Annotated in this window: 8 protein-coding genes and 2 pseudogenes; 6 read left to right on the forward strand and 4 right to left on the reverse strand. The window is 61.9% G+C overall.

Features of this window, described 5'->3' with window-relative positions; translation table 11 throughout:
* Positions 1-162 precede the first annotated feature (162 nt).
* A pseudogene (locus QYH43_RS09860) lies at positions 163-364 on the reverse strand (lysozyme inhibitor LprI family protein).
* Between the two features lie 238 nt (positions 365-602).
* Here QYH43_RS09860 and QYH43_RS09865 point away from each other — a divergent pair.
* Complete coding sequence (locus tag QYH43_RS09865; RefSeq protein WP_095059056.1) at positions 603-1,091, forward strand: SRPBCC family protein; 489 nt, start codon at positions 603-605, stop codon at positions 1,089-1,091.
* A gap of 322 nt (positions 1,092-1,413) precedes the next feature.
* Here the strand turns inward: QYH43_RS09865 and inhA are convergent, their stop codons facing one another.
* Entirely contained in the window at positions 1,414-2,100 is a 687-nt protein-coding gene (gene inhA / locus QYH43_RS09870; RefSeq protein ID WP_301156957.1) for an isonitrile hydratase, read from the reverse strand.
* 88 nt (positions 2,101-2,188) lie between these two features.
* On the opposite strand from inhA, the gene QYH43_RS09875 reads away from it, so the two are divergent.
* Positions 2,189-3,196, forward strand: a complete 1,008-nt coding sequence (locus QYH43_RS09875) for a GlxA family transcriptional regulator (protein WP_301156958.1) — start codon at positions 2,189-2,191, stop codon at positions 3,194-3,196.
* Here QYH43_RS09875 and QYH43_RS09880 read toward each other — a convergent pair.
* Together QYH43_RS09880 and QYH43_RS09885 are read right to left on the reverse strand one after the other, a co-directional pair.
* Complete coding sequence (locus tag QYH43_RS09880; protein ID WP_095059059.1) at positions 3,172-3,561, reverse strand: hypothetical protein; 390 nt, start codon at positions 3,559-3,561, stop codon at positions 3,172-3,174. The two genes, QYH43_RS09875 and QYH43_RS09880, sit on opposite strands and share 25 nt — an antisense overlap.
* Before the next feature lie 358 nt (positions 3,562-3,919).
* A pseudogene (locus tag QYH43_RS09885) lies at positions 3,920-4,605 on the reverse strand (trehalase-like domain-containing protein); the annotation flags it as partial.
* Between the two features lie 250 nt (positions 4,606-4,855).
* Between QYH43_RS09885 and QYH43_RS09890 the strand changes: the two are divergent.
* From QYH43_RS09890 to QYH43_RS09905, 4 genes are all read left to right on the forward strand, one after another.
* Positions 4,856-6,028 (forward strand): MFS transporter, encoded by a 1,173-nt coding sequence (locus QYH43_RS09890; protein WP_301156959.1) that lies wholly within the window; start codon positions 4,856-4,858, stop codon positions 6,026-6,028.
* Between the two features lie 84 nt (positions 6,029-6,112).
* Positions 6,113-6,847 (forward strand): thioesterase II family protein, encoded by a 735-nt coding sequence (locus QYH43_RS09895; RefSeq protein WP_095059061.1) that lies wholly within the window; start codon positions 6,113-6,115, stop codon positions 6,845-6,847.
* A gap of 228 nt (positions 6,848-7,075) precedes the next feature.
* The gene (locus QYH43_RS09900; RefSeq protein WP_301157032.1) at positions 7,076-16,324 is read left to right on the forward strand and encodes a non-ribosomal peptide synthetase; all 9,249 of its coding nucleotides are present in this window, start codon (positions 7,076-7,078) and stop codon (positions 16,322-16,324) included.
* Between the two features lie 53 nt (positions 16,325-16,377).
* Positions 16,378-17,436 carry a TauD/TfdA family dioxygenase gene (locus QYH43_RS09905; RefSeq protein WP_301156960.1) on the forward strand — a complete coding sequence of 353 codons (1,059 nt, stop codon included), beginning with the start codon at positions 16,378-16,380 and terminating at the stop codon, positions 17,434-17,436.
* Positions 17,437-17,442: the final 6 nt, after the last annotated feature.

Consider the following 17,442-nt stretch of genomic DNA (forward strand, 5'->3'; position numbering starts at 1 on the left):
TTTGTGCGCAGGAAAGTTCGTACAGCAATGACGGACAGGTCCCCGCTGTCAGCGTCTACCTACGTAGTGCCGCTCGCGCCAATCGCGAGCAAGCTCAGCCTCAAATGACTAAATCCCCGGTACCGGGCAACTCATATCACCCTCCTGACACTTCAAGTACTGCTAGAACGTCTGAACCCGCGACTGGGTCCTTCTGACTGTCCGGGTTGCTTTTGAGCCGTGAAGTGATCTGCTGATACAGCGCGTTCAGCTCCTTGTCGGCCGCCGCATGCTGTTGCGCCGCGCACTGACTCATCGTCGACGGGTCACTGGCGTTTCCGCAATCCACGGCGAAAACGGGGGAGGTCAGCAACAGCGGTACCATTGCCAGTAGAAAGCGTGAGGAACATGGGGGATGCTCGCGGTTATCAGGGGAAATTGCGGTGCAGTGTAGCGAAGGGGCATTCGCTTGCTCTGCCAGCAGACTCCGACTCTTCCAGAACTTATGCCCGAAAATGCAGCCGAATATTTCGAACAGAATTGATCGCGTATCCTGATTAGTACAACTTCAGGGTTGGTCTTATGGTCTTACTGACCTACTGTTCAAGTACAGGAGGTGACTTATGAACCCAGCATCTGATCGCATCGAAAGGAAAATCCTGCTCAAGGCCAAGCGTTCGCAGGTCTGGCGCGTGGTGGCCAATGCCGAAGTGTTCGGGCAGTGGTTCGGCGTGGCGCTGGAGGGCAAGCGTTTTGTAGCCGGTGAGTGGACGCAGGGGCAGATTACTTACCCCGGTTATGAGCATTTGCGCTGGAACGTTCTGGTAGAGCGGGTTGAGCCTGAGCGGTTGTTTTCGTTTCGCTGGCACCCGTATGCCGTTAATCCGGAAGTGGATTACACCCAGGAGCCCACTACGCTGGTGAAGTTCGAGCTTGAAGACATGGATGACGGCACCTTGCTCAAAGTGTCCGAGTCCGGTTTCGATCACATTCCCCAGGCTCGACGGGAAAAGGCCTTCCGCATGGACAGTCGCGGTTGGGAGGAGCAGATGAACAACATAGAACAATTTCTGACCGACAGTGCCAAGGCCCGCCAGCAGGAGGACGGTTGATCCAGTTATCCGCTACAGGTCGGGAAAATCAAGGCGTCCAGGCTTGATGCCTGAGGTATCTAAGGGTTTTCGGAAAGTGCTTTATAGCGAATGTCTTACACGCGGTGGTAGTGATGTCGCCTGTTGCCCATTGGATCCGATGCGTAATCTGGCCTCACCCACTGAAGCACAGGAAGTGCTCAGGATCATGGATGATCGACCATAGGCAAGGAATGCCGCGACAAGGAGTCGTCATGGTCTTGGAAAAACCCGCTTCGGCGGGTTTTTTTGTGGGCGGGTGAAAAGTCATGACTGCGGCCATTTGCATCCCGCAGCCATTTTTTCACTGACGGTCGAGCTTTGCCGCTGCGCGCTGAGTAATCTCGGCGCGCAATTTCAACGAGTCCGCAGCACGTTGGCGCGCTTCTTCAAGGACGCTGGTCGACGCTGTTTCGGGGCTGCCCGCCGCAAATGGCGGTGCCGGGGCGTATTCCAGTTGCAACTGCACCAGCTCGGCGGTGGCCTGGTCGAACAGCTCTGCGGCCAGGGTCAGGGCAAAGTCGATACCGGCCGTGATGCCTCCACCGGTCAGCAGGTTGCCGTCGCGAACGACCCGATCTTGCACGGGGATGGCCCCCAACGGCGCCAGCAGTTCGTGGTACGCCCAGTGAGTGGTGGCGCGTTTGCCCTTGAGCAAGCCTGCCGCACCGAGCACTAGCGAGCCGGTGCACACCGAGGTGACGTAACGCGCGTTAGCAGCTTGGGTCTTGATAAAGGCCAGGGTTTCGTCGTCCTCCATCAAAGGGCCGACGCCACTACCACCGGGGACGCAAATCACATCGAGGGCCGGGCATTCGTCGAACGTAGTGGTCGGTTTCAGCAGCAGGCCGGTGCTGGCGCTGATGGGCATCAGGTCCTTCCAGATCAGATGCACCTTCACATCCGGTAGTGAGGCCAGTACATCGTAGGGGCCGGTCAGGTCCAGTTGTTGAACCTGTGGAAACAACAGAAAACCGATCTGCAACGTCATGGCGCTTTTCTCGTGAAGTGGGTAGACGGTTTGACTGTAGGCTCGTAGTCTTTGGCGCATACGCCAATATCCCCACGAATTACGCCAAATGCCGAAAACCATTCATGTACTTGCCTTCGCCAACGTGCAATTGCTCGACGTCTCCGGGCCGTTGCAGGTATTTGCTTCGGCCAATGACATTGCCCGCCAGCAAGGATTGCCGTCGCCCTATGCGCCGTCGGTGATCGCCAGTGGCGGCGGGGCAGTCATGTCATCGGCAGGGCTGGCACTGTTGGCTGAACCGTTACCGGAGCAAGGCAGCGACACCTTGGTCATTGCCGGAGGATGGGGCGTTTATGCGGCGGCGGAGGATGCTTCGCTGGTAGCGTGGGTACGCGAGCATGCGCGGGATTGCCGACGGGTTTCTTCGGTGTGCACGGGGGCGTTCCTGCTGGCGGCCAGTGGTTGGCTCGATGGCCGGCGCGTCGTGACGCACTGGACCCGTTGTGAGCAACTGGCGCAGCAGCACCCGCAATTGCAAGTCGAACCCAACCCGATTTTCATCAACGACGGTCCGGTCTGGACCTCGGCCGGCGTCACGGCGGGCATAGATCTGGCGTTGGCCATGGTGGAAGAGGACCTCGGGCGGAGCATGGCCCTGGAAGTCGCCCGGCAACTGGTGGTGTTTCTCAAGCGTCCGGGTGGTCAGTCGCAATTCAGCGTGACCCTGTCCTTGCAAAAAGAAGGCAACCGGTTCGATGAGCTTCATGCCTGGATCAGCGAGAACCTCACCAAGGACCTCGGCATCCCGACACTGGCCCTTCAGGCCGGCATGAGCGAACGCAGCTTCGTCCGGCATTACCGCGCCGACACCGGCCAGACCCCGGCAAGGGCCATCGAACTGATTCGGGTCGAGACCGCTCGACGTTTGCTCAGCGACACCGGCGTGCCGATCAAACGGGTCGCGGTGCAATGCGGCTTCGGCAGCGAAGAAACCCTGCGCCGCAGTTTCCTGCGGGCCTTGGGCGTGACGCCACAGGCCTATCGCGAGCGATTTTCTGTCAGCGCCCCAGGTCCGGAGCCCGGTCCTCGTCAGGCTTCTGTTTCCGCCAGCTGATTGAAGTACTTCGTCCGATCCGGTGTAAACGTCACCACCATTGCGGTCCGTGAGCAGGTCAGCGCGCGTTCTTCGCTGAGATCAACGTCCAGATCCTCCCCACGCAAACCCTGCCATTGGGCGAGGTATTTGAGGGAGCCGTACTTTTCGAGTTTCTTCAGGCTACGGCTAACCCCGCCTTTCCAGCCCAGCACCGGCAGTTCGCCGTCGAGGCATTGCTTTGCAAGGTCAGGGAAGCGGGCGGCGCGCTGGCGGCCAACTTCCCAGCATTTGATCAGGCCCTTGTCGTGGGCTTCCCAGAGTGCTTCGCGGTTCAGACCGGTTCGAAGGGGAGTGTCGATGCTGCGATGAATGCGTTGGGTCATTCTGGTTCCTTGAATTCCGGGGGTGTTGGACAGCTCCGCTGTACCCGTTGGATCTGGATGTTAGGTGGGGATTTAATGGCTGGCAACAGGGTATTGCGACGAGTTTGCGGTGGTTTTGTTTAAGGGACGTAGGACGCCGATTGAGCAAAATTTGTGGCGAGGGAGCTTGCTCCCGCTGGGTTGCGAAGCGACCCAAAAGCCTGACAGTGCGATCTGTCAGATATATAGCCATTGCAGGGTTTACGACTGCTGCGCAGCCGAGCGGGAGCAAGCTCCCTCGCCACAAGAGTTCACTTGTTTATGAGGGTGATCTCACGGCTGCCAAAAACTCTTTTCCCCACTCAATTTCCGATCCAGAAAACACGCCGCATTGTTCATCCCAGAAATTGTCCCAGATGTCGGCGTAGATGGCCTGGCGCGTCTGGTCCCAGCGGGCGCCGCCGTGGCCGGAGAGATGCGGGAGTTCTATCTCCGGCAGTTCCTGGCGGCCGTCGATGGCATACAGGATATTGAGCTTCTTCGGCTTGCCCAGGCGCATGAAGGCGTAGACGGTGAACGAGGCGTCGCGGATCCAGGTGAAGCGATAATCCCAGTTGCGTTCACCCCCTGGCGTTTCCGGCAGGCCGAAGGTCGCGGCGGCGAGAATGGCCCCGTGTTTGCGTGAGGTCCGCAGCTTCATGGCCAGGCCCGACCGCTGACCAGGCAAATCCGTCGCATCAGCAGTGGCGTGTCGTCCTCGGTATCGCCAATCGGCAGCAGATCGGTAACCTCGACCACTGCGCGGTCACTGTGCCAGCGGGTTTGCAGCACGTTGGTGTCGGGCAGGTAGATTTGTTCGCGACAGGCGTCGGGCAAGTCCGGCGACAATTGGAAAATGCCCGCGTCGGGGCTGTCCAGCAGCGAGCAGAAGATCGACGGGCTGTCGAATTCCGGCCAGCAGAAAAAGTCCACGCTACCCTTGTCATTGATCAGCGCCGCACTGCGCATGTCCCCGATGATACCGTAGGCGTCGATGGGGCTTTGGCGTTCGGGGTGATTAGCCATTGTCGCGAAACTCCGGCAACCAGGGGCCTATGTAGCTGACTGGTCCGGGGCTATGAGAGTTCATTTGGCGAGGGAGGTGAGTTGTCTGTTCTGGCCCCATCGCGAGCAAGCTCGCTCCTACAGTGGAATGCACTCCCTGTGGGAGCGGGCTTGCCCGCGATAGGGCCTTCACATTCAACCAACAAATTGCTGCTTTCCCGCCGGTCAGCCGTTATGGCAATTTGCAGGCCCCTGATTAGATATGTACCCCATGGCCAACCCCTACCGCGAACTCTTCAAAGCCCCTGGCAGTGGCGCATTCGTACTGGCGGGCATGATCGCGCGCATGCCGATCTCGATGACCGGCATCGGCCTGATCACCATGCTCTCGCAGTTGCACGGGGGCTACGGACTGGCGGGTGCGGTGGCGGCGACTTTTGCGTTGGCCACGGCATTTTGTGCGCCGCAGGTGTCGCGGCTGGTGGATCGATATGGCCAGGGGCGTATTCTGCCGGTGTCGGCACTGCTCGGTGGCGGGGCGCTGTTGCTGCTGTTGCTGTGCACGCGGTTGCAGGCACCCAACTGGACGCTGTTTGTCTTCGCCGCGTTGGCCGGGTGTATGCCGAGCATGTCGGCGATGGTGCGGGCGCGCTGGACCGAGGTGTATCGCGGCCGCCCGGAGCTGCAAACGGCCTACGCCCTGGAGTCGGTGCTGGATGAAGTCTGCTTCATCGTCGGGCCGCCGTTGTCCGTGGGTCTGTGCGTGGTGGCGTTCCCCGAAGCGGGGCCATTGGCCGCATTACTGGCGCTGGCCATCGGGGTGACGGCGTTCGTCTTGCAACGCAGCACGGAACCGCCGGTGCACCCCCACGAAGAACATCATCAAGGCTCGATCATTCGTTCCCGCGACATTCAACTGCTGATGCTGTTGATGGTGGCCATGGGCATCATCGTCGGCGTGGTGGACGTGGTCAGCGTGGCTTTCGCGCAGCAGCAGGGCCAACCTGCGGCGGCGAGCATCGTGCTTTCGGTGTATGCAATCGGCTCGTGCCTGGCCGGGCTGGCGTTCGGCGCATTGCGTTCGAAAATACCGCTGCCGCGCCTGTTTCTGTACGGTGGGGTGGCGACGGCGGTGACGACGTTGCCGTTGCTGTTGGCGGTGAACATCCTCGGCTTGTCCCTGGCGGTGTTTGTCGCCGGCCTGTTTTTTGCGCCGACGCTGATTGTCGCGATGGCGTTGATCGAACAAATCGTGCCGCCGGCCAAACTCACCGAGGGCCTGACCTGGCTGGTCACCGGGCTGAGCATCGGCGTGGCGATTGGCGCCGCCGGTTCGGGGTGGCTGGTGGATGCGTTCGGCGCGCGAAGCGGGTTCTGGCTGGCGATTGCGGCGGGGGCGGTGGTGCTGGGTTCCGCCATTTCGAGCTATCGCCATCTGAAATGATGTTTCCATGGAAAATGTCTGTACGACTAATTCCCGGCATACCTCATCCGTTCACCAATCAGACAACTTTCGAGGAAGAGCCCGGTGACCCAGCTGACATTGCTGTGCCTGCCCTATTCAGGCGCGAGTGCCATGGTCTACAGCCGTTGGCGGCGCAAGCTGCCGGAGTGGATCAAGCTGCAACCGGTGGAACTGCCGGGGCGGGGCGCGCGGTATGGCGAGCCCTTGCACACCGACATGCGGCGCCTGGCGCTGCAACTGGCCCATGAAATCAAAGCCACGCTCAAGGCGCCATACGCACTGTTCGGTCACAGCATGGGCGCGTTGCTCGCCTGCGAAATGGCCCATGCGTTTCGCTCGCTGGGCTGCCCGGAGCCGGTCGCGCTGTTCGCGTCCGGCACCGCCGCGCCGTCCCTGCGCGCCGACTACGACCGGCAATATGCCGAGCCGAAAACCGATGCTGAACTGATCGAGCAACTGCGCACCCTCAACGGCACCAGCGAAGAGATCCTGGCCAACGAAGAACTGATGAGCCTGACCTTGCCGGTGCTGCGTGCGGACTTCCTGTTGTGCGGGCGATTCGAGCCGGTGCAGCGGCCCTTGCTCAAGTGTCCTGTGCATGTGCTCGGCGGCAAAAACGATCGCGCCACCACCGAGCAGTTGATCGGCTGGAGCCAGGAAACCCGCGGCAGCTTTTCCGTGGACATGCTGGCCGGTGGGCACTTCTTCATTCATGAACATGAGGCCAAGGTGCTGCGGGTGATCAAGGATCAGCTCGAAGTGCATCATCGGCGGTACTCCATGGCTGCGAGCGCCTGATGATCGATTAATCCCGTTGTAGGAGCTGGCTTGCCAGCGAAGGCGGTCTTGCAGGTGGCACCATTTCTCCTGTCATGGCCCTGTCGCTGGCAAGCCAGCGCCTACAGGAGCGGTGCGATTTACTCCCCTTCTGACACCTATTTCATTCGCTAATTTTTCCGGTCTGCATTCGTTTGATAAGGACGACGTGCCTTTGTGCTTCCCGCCACTGATCCGGATGCCTTGAAAATGAATGCTGAAGACTCCTTGAAACTTGCTCGCCGGTTTATCGGGTTGCCCCTGGAAAAGCGCCAGATGTTCCTCGCGGCATTGGCCAGGGAAGGCGTGGAGTTCGCCCGCTTTCCGATTCCATCCGGCGTCGCTGCCGAGGATCGTCAGGCACTGTCTTACGCCCAGCAACGCATGTGGTTTCTCTGGCAACTGGACCCCCACAGCGGCGCCTACAACCTGCCGGGGGCGGTGCGGTTGACCGGGCGTCTGAACCTGTCGGCGCTGGAGCAGGCATTCGCCAGCCTGGTGGCTCGTCACGAAACCCTGCGCACGGTGTTTGCCTGCGATGCCGATGACAGCTTGCGGCAAGCCCCGAGCGCTGAGCCGCTGCGAATCGAGCACGTGGACTTCAGTGCACTGCCCGCCGCTGACCGTGAACGAGCCGTGGCTGAAAGCGCAGAGCAACAATCGGTATTGCCGTTCGATCTCGCAGTCGGCCCCCTGCTGCGGGTGACCTTGCTCAAGCTCGCCGAGCAGGAACATGTCCTGCTGCTGACCCTGCACCACATCGTCTCCGATGGCTGGTCGATGAACGTGCTGATCGACGAATTCATCGGCTGCTATGACGCGTTCGATGCAGGCACGCAACCGCAACTCGCGCCGCTGCCGATCCAGTACAGCGACTACGCCCTGTGGCAGCGTCGCTGGCTGGAGGCGGGCGAGCAGGCGCGGCAACTGGCCTACTGGCAGGCGCAGTTGGGCGATGAGCATCCGGTGCTGGAATTGCCACTGGATCATTCGCGTCCGGCGATGCCGAGTTATCGCGGCACCCGCTGCGAATTCGCGGTCGACGCACAACTGGCCGAACACCTGCGCTCTACCGCGCAGAAACACAACGTCACCCTGTTCATGCTCTTGCTCGGCGCGTTCAACGCGCTGCTGCATCGCTACACCGGGCAAACAGACCTGCGCGTCGGCGTCCCCATCGCCAACCGCAACCGGGCGGAAATCGAAGGGCTGATCGGTTTTTTCGTCAACACCCAAGTGCTGCGTACGCAACTGGACGGCCAGACGCGGGTCGACGACTTGCTGCGCGCCATCAAGGAAACCGCCCTCGGTGCCCAGGCCCATCAGGACTTGCCGTTCGAACGTCTGGTCGAGGCATTGAAACTGGAGCGCAGCCTCAGCCACACGCCGCTGTTCCAAGTGATGTACAACCATCAGCCGCACGTCGCGGACGTGGCCTCGGTGAGCACCGCTTCCGGTCTTGAACTGAGTAGCGTCGACTGGCAAAGCCGCACCACCCAGTTCGACCTGACCCTCGACACCTGGGAGAAGGGCGGCAAGCTGCATGCGGCACTGACCTACGCCAGTGACCTGTTCGAGGCCGACACCATCGCACGCATGGCCGGGCACTGGACGCGTCTGTTGCAGGCGATGGGCGACGACTCGACGCAAAAAATCGGCGAGTTGCCGATGCTGACGGCGGATGAACAGCAAGTGCTGGTGCATGACTGGAACCGCACCGCCGAGGTTTATCCTGTCGAGCAGTGCATGCATCAGTTGATCCAGGCCCAGGCCCGGCGCACACCCGAGGCGCCAGCCTTGGTGTTCGGTGAGCGTCAGCTCAGTTACGCGCAACTCGATGCACGCAGCAATCAACTCGCCCATTGCCTGCGCGAGCACGGTGTCGGTCCGGATGTGTTGGTGGGGATTTGCGTTGAGCGCTCGCTGGAAATGGTCATCGGCCTGCTGGCGATTCTCAAGGCCGGTGGCGCCTATGTACCGCTCGACCCGGAGTACCCGGCCGAACGCCTGACCTACATGATCGAAGACAGCGCGATTGGCTTGCTGCTCAGCCAAAGCGCATTGCTCGCCGCGTTGCCGACCGAGGGCGTCAAGGTCATTGCCCTCGACCAGCAAGGGGACTGGCTCGACGGCTACAGCGAAACCTGCCCGCAGGTTGAGGTGCACCCGCTGAACCTGGCCTATGTGATTTACACCTCCGGCTCCACGGGCAAACCCAAGGGCGCCGGTAACAGTCACGCAGCGCTGGTCAACCGTTTGTGCTGGATGCAGCAGGCGTACGGGATCGATGACAGCGACTCGGTGTTGCAGAAAACTCCGTTCAGTTTTGACGTCTCGGTGTGGGAGTTTTTCTGGCCATTGATGACGGGCGCACGTCTGGTGGTGGCACCGCCGGGTGCGCATCGTGAGCCGGCGCGGTTGATCCGGATCATCAAGGATTACGGCATCAGCACCTTGCATTTTGTGCCGTCGATGTTGCAGGCGTTTGTCCACGAACCGGGTGTCGAGACGTGCACCAGTCTCAAGCGCATTGCCTGCAGTGGCGAAGCATTACCGCTCGACGCACAGTTGCAGGTGTTCGCCAAACTGCCGGGCGCCGGGCTGTACAACCTGTATGGCCCGACCGAGGCCGCCATCGACGTGACCCATTGGACCTGCGTCGACGAAGGCGCCGACAGCGTGCCCATCGGTCGTCCCATCGCCAACCTGCGCACCCATGTGCTGGACGCGCAGTTGCTACCGGTCCCGGCGGGCGTGGCGGGGGAGTTGTACCTCGGCGGTGCCGGGCTGGCGCGCAGTTATCACCGTCGCCCGGCGCTCACTGCCGAGCGTTTCGTGCCGTGCCCGTTCCATGACGGCGCACGGTTGTACCGCACCGGCGACCGCGTGCGCCAGCGTGCCGACGGCGTAATCGAATACCTCGGTCGCCTCGACCATCAGGTCAAGCTTCGTGGCCTGCGCATCGAGCTGGGAGAAATCGAAACCCGCCTGATGCAGCATCCGCTGGTGCGCGAAGCGGTGGTGCTGGTGCAGGGCGGCAAGCATCTGGTGGCGTACCTGGTGCTGGAAAACGCCGACGTCGATGCGCAATGGCCGCCAACCCTCAAGGCCTGGCTATTGAGCTCCTTGCCGGAATACATGGTGCCGACTTACCTGATGCCGCTGGACGCTTTGCCGGTGACCGCCAACGGCAAGCTCGACCGCAAGGCCTTGCCGCTACCGGAAGCCGCGCCGCAGCAAGCCTTCGTCGCACCGCAGGATCCGATGCAAACCGCGCTGGCGCAGATCTGGCAGGACGTGCTCGGGCTGGAGCGTGTCGGACTCGAGGACAACTTCTTTGAGTTGGGCGGTGATTCGATCATCTCTATCCAGGTGGTCAGCCGTGCCCGTCAGGCCGGAATTCGCCTGAGTCCGCGTGATCTGTTCCAGTACCAGACGGTGCGCAGCCTGGCATTGATCGCGGTATTCGACAGCCATAGCGCTGTCGATCAAGGCCCGGTCAGCGGTGAGGTGATCCTGACCCCGGCGCAGCATTACTTTTTCGATCAGGCCATCGCCCAGCGTCAGCACTGGAATCAGTCGCTGTTGTTGACGCCGCGAGAGGCGTTGAACGCTCAAACGCTGGAAGCGGCACTGGTCAAGGTCATCAATCACCATGACGCCTTGCGTCTGCGCTTCATCGAAGGTGCCGAAGGCTGGCAGCAGCGTCATGCCTCAACGGTTGAAACCTCAGGATTGTGGCAGCGCCGTGCGTCTTCGACCGATGACCTGACCGCGATGTGCAATGAAGCACAACGCAGCCTCGATCTGGCAAACGGACCGCTGTTGCGCACTCTGCTGGTCGACCTCGACGATGGCAGCCAACGCCTGTTGCTGGCGATCCATCACCTGGCGGTGGATGGCGTGTCGTGGCGGGTGTTGCTCGAAGACTTGCAGCAGGCCTATCGGCAAGTGGCGTTGCCCGCGAAAACCAGCGCCTATCAAACCTGGGCCGCGCACCTGCAACAGCACGCCCAAACACTCAGTGAGCAGTTGCCGTACTGGCAGGCGCAACTGGCCGATGCCCGCGACTTGCCGTGCGACAACCCGCAGGGCAGTTTGCAGCATCGCCACGGGCACAAGATCGAATCGAAACTCGACGCAGGCTTGACCCAGCGTTTGCTGCAACAAGCTCCGGCGGCTTATCGCACCCAGGTCAACGACCTGTTGCTCACCGCGTTGGCGCGGGTCATCTGTCGCTGGAGCGGGCACGACTCGACGTTGATCCAGCTCGAAGGCCATGGCCGCGAAGACCTGTTCGACGGCCTCGACCTGACGCGTACCGTCGGCTGGTTCACCAGTTTGTTCCCCGTGCGCCTGCAACCCGAGGCTGAGACTTGTGATGCAATCAAGGCGATCAAGGAGCAACTGCGCGCCGTACCGGCCAAGGGTTTGGGTTATGGGCTGCTGCGCTATCTCGGTGAACCGGCCCAGATCGAAGTCTTGAAAGGCTTATCGGCGCCAAGGATCACCTTCAATTACCTCGGGCAGTTCGACCGTCAGTTCGATGACGAGGCGCTGTTCGTCCCGGCCTCGGAGAGCGGTGGCCAGGCCCAGGGCGACGACGCGCCGCTGGCCAACTGGCTGACACTGGAAGGCCAGGTCTATGGCGGACAACTCACGCTGCAATGGGGTTTCAGCCGCGACATGTTCGCCGACAGCACGGTGCAGCAACTGGCCGATGCCTATGCCGAAGAACTCAAGTCGTTGATCGAGCATTGCTGCGCGACAACGGCGGGCCAGGTCACGCCTTCGGACTTCCCGCTGGCGCAAATCACTCAGGCGCAACTGGACGCTTTGCCCGTCGCCGCGCCCGCCATCGAGGACGTTTACCCACTGACGCCGATGCAGCAGGGCATGCTGTTCCACACCCTGTACGAACCTCAGGCCGAGGCCTACATCAATCAATTGCGCCTGGATATTCAGGGCCTTGAAATCGCGGCGTTCGGCCGGGCGTGGCAGGCGGCGATCAATCGCCACGACATCCTGCGCAGCAGCTTCCACTGGCTGGGGCTTGAGTGCGCGCATCAGGTGATTCATCGCCAGATCGACCTGCAACTGCAAGTGATCGAAGCCGACGATATCGACCTCGATGCTTTGGCAACTGAAGAGCGCAGCCGTGGTTTCGAACTGAGCAGCGCGCCGTTGTTTCGTTTGATGCTGGTGCGTCGGGGCCGCGAAGACTGGCACCTGATCTACACCAGTCATCACATCCTCATGGACGGCTGGAGCAACGCGCAGTTGCTCGGCGAAGTCATCCAGCACTATGCCGGCCAGACGTTGGCCAAGCCGGTGGGACAATACCGCGACTACCTCGGCTGGATTGCGCAACAACCGCTCCCGGCGGCCGAGCAGTTCTGGAAACAGGCACTGGCGCCGCTGGAAAACCCGACGCTGTTGGCGCAAGCCTTGCCGGCGCCGGCGCCGGCGCCGGTCGAAGGGCGAGGTATGGGCGAGCATCAACTGACTGTTGAAAGTGCCGCGCTGCAACGCCTGAGTGATTTCGCCCGGCAGCAGAAAATCACCCTCAACACCTTGCTGCAAGGTGCATGGGCGCTTCTGTTGCAGCGCTACACCGGCCAGTCTTGCGTGGCCTTCGGCGCGACGATTGCCGGGCGTTCCGCGCCGTTGCCGGGCATCGAGCAGCAGTTGGGATTGTTCATCAACACCTTGCCGATCATTGCCCGTCCGTCAGCGTCGCAATCGGTGGGCGATTGGCTCAATCAACTGCAAACCCTGAACCTGAGCCTGCGTGAGTTCGAACACGTGCCGCTCTACGATATTCAGGGCTGGGCCGGGCAGCAGGGGGCGCTGTTCGACAGTCTGCTGGTGTTCGAAAACTTCCCGGTGGCCGAAGCCCTCAAGCAAGGCGCGCCAGCGGGCCTGACCTTCGGCGCGCTGCACCATCACGAAATCACCAGTTATCCGCTGACCCTCGGTATTGAAGTCGGCACCGCGTTGCGTCTGGATTTCAGTTTCGACCGCAGCCGGTTCAGCGCCGCGCAGATCAGCCAGTTGGGCGCGAGTCTGTTGCAGGTGCTGGCGCAGTTCGTTGCCCAACCACAGCAGGCACTCGGTGCTGTCAGCCTGCTGGATGCTCAGGCCCAAGACCGAGTACTGCGTAACTCGCGTCCACCGGCAGCGCGACTGGACAGCCCGTTGCTGGTCCATCAGCGTTTCGAGCAGCAAGCGGCATGCACACCTGATTCGCTGGCGGTGGTAGCGGGTGACGAACGCCTGACGTACGCCCAAATCAATGCGCAAGCCAACCAACTCGCCCATCGCCTGCGCGCCCACGGCGTCGGGCCGGGGCAGCGGGTCGGCCTGTCGGTACGGCGCAATGCGCGGATGATCGTCAGCCTGATGGCGATCCTCAAGTCCGGCGCCGGGTATGTGCCGCTGGACCCGGATTACCCGGGCGAGCGCCTGGCCTACATGATCGAAGACAGCGGCATCGACCTGCTGCTGGCGCAATCGGGCCTGCTCGCCGATGTACTGCTGCCGCAAGGTTTGCCGCGCCTGATGCTGGACTTGAGCGAAGACGCCGGGTACTCCACCGATAACCCGGACAACCTTGCCAGCGCCGAAGACCTCGCGTACCTGATCTACACCTCCGGCTCCACCGGACGCCCGAAAGGTGTGTGCCTGGCCCATGCCGCACTGCGCGAGTTCTGTGTGATTGCGGCGGATTATTCAGGCCTGACCCCTGAAGACCGCGTGCTGCAATTCGCCACGTTCAGCTTCGACGGCTTCGTCGAGCAGTGCTATCCACCGCTGTGTGTGGGCGCGGCGTTGGTGATGCGCGGCGATGAACTGTGGGACACCGACATGCTTTATCACCAGATCATTGAGCATGACGTGACGGTGGCGGACTTGCCGGCGGCGTATTGGTTCTTGCTGTCCCGGGAGTGGGCCGCTCAGCCTCGGCGCGACAAGGGGCGTTTGCGTCAGGTCCATGTCGGCGGCGAAGCCATGTCCCTAGACGGCTTGAAATTGTGGCACGCCGCAGGATTGAGCGATGTGCGTTTGCTCAACACCTACGGGCCGACCGAAGCGACCGTGGTTTCCAGCATCCACGAATGCACCCTGGCCGATACCCGCAACCCCATCGGCGTGCCCATCGGTAAAGCGCTGCCGGGCCGTGCGTTGTATGTGATCGACACGCAAGGTCATCTGCTGCCGAGCGGTTGCGTCGGCGAGTTGTGCATTGGCGGTGATGCGGGGCTCGCCCAGCGCTATCACCAGCGCCCGGACTTGAGTGCCGAGCGCTTCATCGCCGATCCGTTTTCCACCACACCGGGGGCGCGGCTGTACCGCAGCGGCGACCTCGCACGCTATCGCGAAGACGGCGCGCTGGAGTATCTGGGGCGCATCGACCATCAGGTGAAAATTCGTGGCTTGCGGGTCGAGTTGGGTGAACTCGAAGCGCATCTGCAAGGCTTGCCGATGATCAGCGAAGCGGCGGTGCTGGTGCACGAAGCCGTGGGTGGCAAGCAGTTGATCGGCTACGTGGTGCCGGCCAATGCCGAACTGCTGAGCACAGATGCGCGTCAACTCACCGACACCGTACGCCGCGCCTTGGGTGAGCGTCTGCCGGATTACATGCTGCCCGCGCAATTGGTCCTGATGGCCGCGCTGCCGCTCAATCGCAACGGCAAGCTCGACCGTGCGGCGCTACCGGCGCCGGACGTCTGGGAAGCGGCCACAGGCACCGCGCCGCAAGGCGAACTGGAAAACCAGCTGGCGCAGATCTGGCAGCAAGTGTTGCAGGTCCCACGGGTCGATCGCGAAAACAGCTTCTTCGAACTGGGCGGGCATTCGTTGCTGGCCACGCAGATCGTCTCGCAGATACGTCAGCGCCTCGGCCTGTCGGTGAGCCTGCGCAGCCTGTTCGAACACCCGCGCCTTGAGGATTTCGCCGCGCAGGTGCAAACCCTGCAACGCATCTGCGAGCGCCCGGCGCTGGTGGCGGACACTGGCGGCGAGCGGCAGCCGTTGTCCTTCGCTCAGCAGCGCTTGTGGTTCCTGTGGAACCTGGAACCGGACAGTTCGATGTACAACATGCCCGGTGCGTTGCGCCTGCGCGGTGAACTGAAACTTGAAGCCTTGCGCCAGACCTTCGACATTCTGGTGCAGCGTCATGCCGTGCTGCGCACCACTTTCTACGAGGAGGACGGCCAGGCCTGGCAGCGCGTGCATGGGCAATTGCCGTTGAGTTTTGATGCCATCGACCTGCGGCATTTGCCATCGCCGGATAATGAGGCCCAGCAGTTGGCCCGCGAAGAAGTCGCCCGGCCATTCGATCTGCGCCACGGTCCGCTGCTGCGAGTCCGTGTGCTGCGAGTCGCGGATCAGGAACATGTGCTGCTGTTGACCGTGCACCACATCGTTGCCGATGACTGGTCGTTCCGCATCCTGATCAACGAGTTCGTGACGCTGTACCCGAGCCTCAACCGTGGCGAACTCCCTCAACTCCCAACCCACCGCGTGCAATACGCCGACTTCGCCAAATGGCAACGCCAGTGGCTGGAGCAGGGCGGGGAACTGCAACGCCAGCTCGATTACTGGCAGCAGCGGCTCGGTGAGCCACTGCCCGTGCTGGAGCTCCCGGTTGACGGCGATCAACGCACGGCCGCGGAAGGCGCCAATGCGCATTTCACCTTCAGCGCAGAACTGAGCCAGCAACTGCGCGACTTCGCCCAACAGCACGATCTGTCGCTGTTCATGCTGCTGTTGGCCGGTTTCACCCTGGTGTTGCGCCAGCGCACCGAGGTCAATCGCGTGCGCATCGGCACCGATATCGCCAACCGAAATCAAGCCGAGCTTGAAGAAATGGTCGGCTTCTTCGTTAACCAATTAGTTCTGCAAATTGACGTGGAGGTCGAGCAGTCGGCCAGGCAGTTGCTGGACGCGTGCCGTCGCGCGGTGCTGGAGGCTTCGGACCATCAAGACCTGCCGTTCGAGCGACTGGTGGAAGCCTTGCGCTTGCCGCGTCGGGCCGGACGCTCGCCGCTGTTCGACATCAAGCTGATTTACCAGGAAGGCGTCGGTCGCCTGCCGTCGATGCAAGGCTTGCAGGTCGAGGACTTTGCGTCGGGGCGTCAAGCCGCCGAGATCGGCATGGTCGCCGCGTTCTACAACGACGCCGAGCACGTTCACCTGAGTTTCGAGACACCGGCCGGCCAGTACTTGCCGAGCACGCTGGAATGTCTGTTCGAGCAGATTCAGGCCGTGCTGCAAGCGCTGTTGCGCGTCGACGAGTTGAGCGTGGGCCAATTGCTGGAGGTGGCCACGGACGTGCAGCGCCGCGCCGAAACGCGCCTGAGTGAACAACGCAAGGCCTTGCTCGGCGGCGCCATGGCGATCAAGCGACGCTCGGCGAACCGCGGCGCGCCGACCGCGCAATCGGCGGCGGACTGATTCAGTCGACGGTGCTCAACCTGCACCGTCGTCAACATTTTCTGGAGGGGTTTATGAGCGTTTCAACGACCAGGTCCATTGCCAAATTGGGTCGTGGTGCCCGCAAGAGCCTGTCCACCGATCCGACGCAACTGGTGAGTTTCGCGCCGATGTTCGAGGGCGTCAGCATGCCGCTGGTGTGCCGTCCGGCCGTGCCTGGCGTGAATCTCGTGGAATGGGCGATCCAGAATCGCGCCCTGATCGAAACCCGCTTGCTGGAACACGCGGTGATTCTGTTCCGCGGCTTCCAGGTCGCCGACATCGCCGAGTTCAACCGTTGCGTCGATGCGATTTCCGGTGGCGCGCTGGAGTACCTGTTCCGCGCCTCGCCACGAACCCAGATCACCGGTCAGTTCAAGATCTACAGCTCCACCGATTACCCGGCGCCGGAGAAAATCTTCCCGCACAACGAGCACTCGTATTCGCCGGTGTTCCCGCGTCATCTGTACTTCTACTGCGACACCCCGTCGACCACCGGCGGTGAAACGCCGTTCGGTGATACCCGTCAGATTTTGGCGCGGATCGACCCGGCAGTGCGCGAGGAATTCCAGCGCAAACGCATCCAGTACGTGCGCAACTATGGCGACGGCATGGGCCTGCCGTGGCAGACCGTGTTCCAGAGCGAGGACCGCGCAGACGTCGAAGCCTACTGCGCGAAGATCGGCATCCAGGCCGAATGGAAGTCCGGCAATCGCCTGCGCACCCGGCAAAACGGCCCGGCCATCGTGCGCCACCCGCTGACCGGCGAACGCATCTGGTTCAACCACGGCACCTTCTTTAACGCGCTGACCCTGCCCGACAGCATCCGCGACAACCTGCTGCGCGAGTTCGGCCCGCAGGACTTGCCACAGAACACCTTTTTCGGTGACGGCACGCCGATTCCCGAGGACGTGATCCGTCACCTGCAAGGCATCTACCGCGACGTGATGGTCGAGTTCGCCTGGGAGAAGGGCGACGTGGTCCTGCTCGACAACATCCTCAGCGTGCATGCGCGCAACGAATTCACCGGCTACAGAAAAATCCTCACGGCCATGGCCATCGCGCAGAAAAGCGCCGACCTGGATCAGGAATAAGGACAC

The sequence above is a fragment of the Pseudomonas sp. C32 genome (genome assembly GCF_030417915.1).
In the GTDB taxonomy this organism is placed as follows: domain Bacteria; phylum Pseudomonadota; class Gammaproteobacteria; order Pseudomonadales; family Pseudomonadaceae; genus Aquipseudomonas.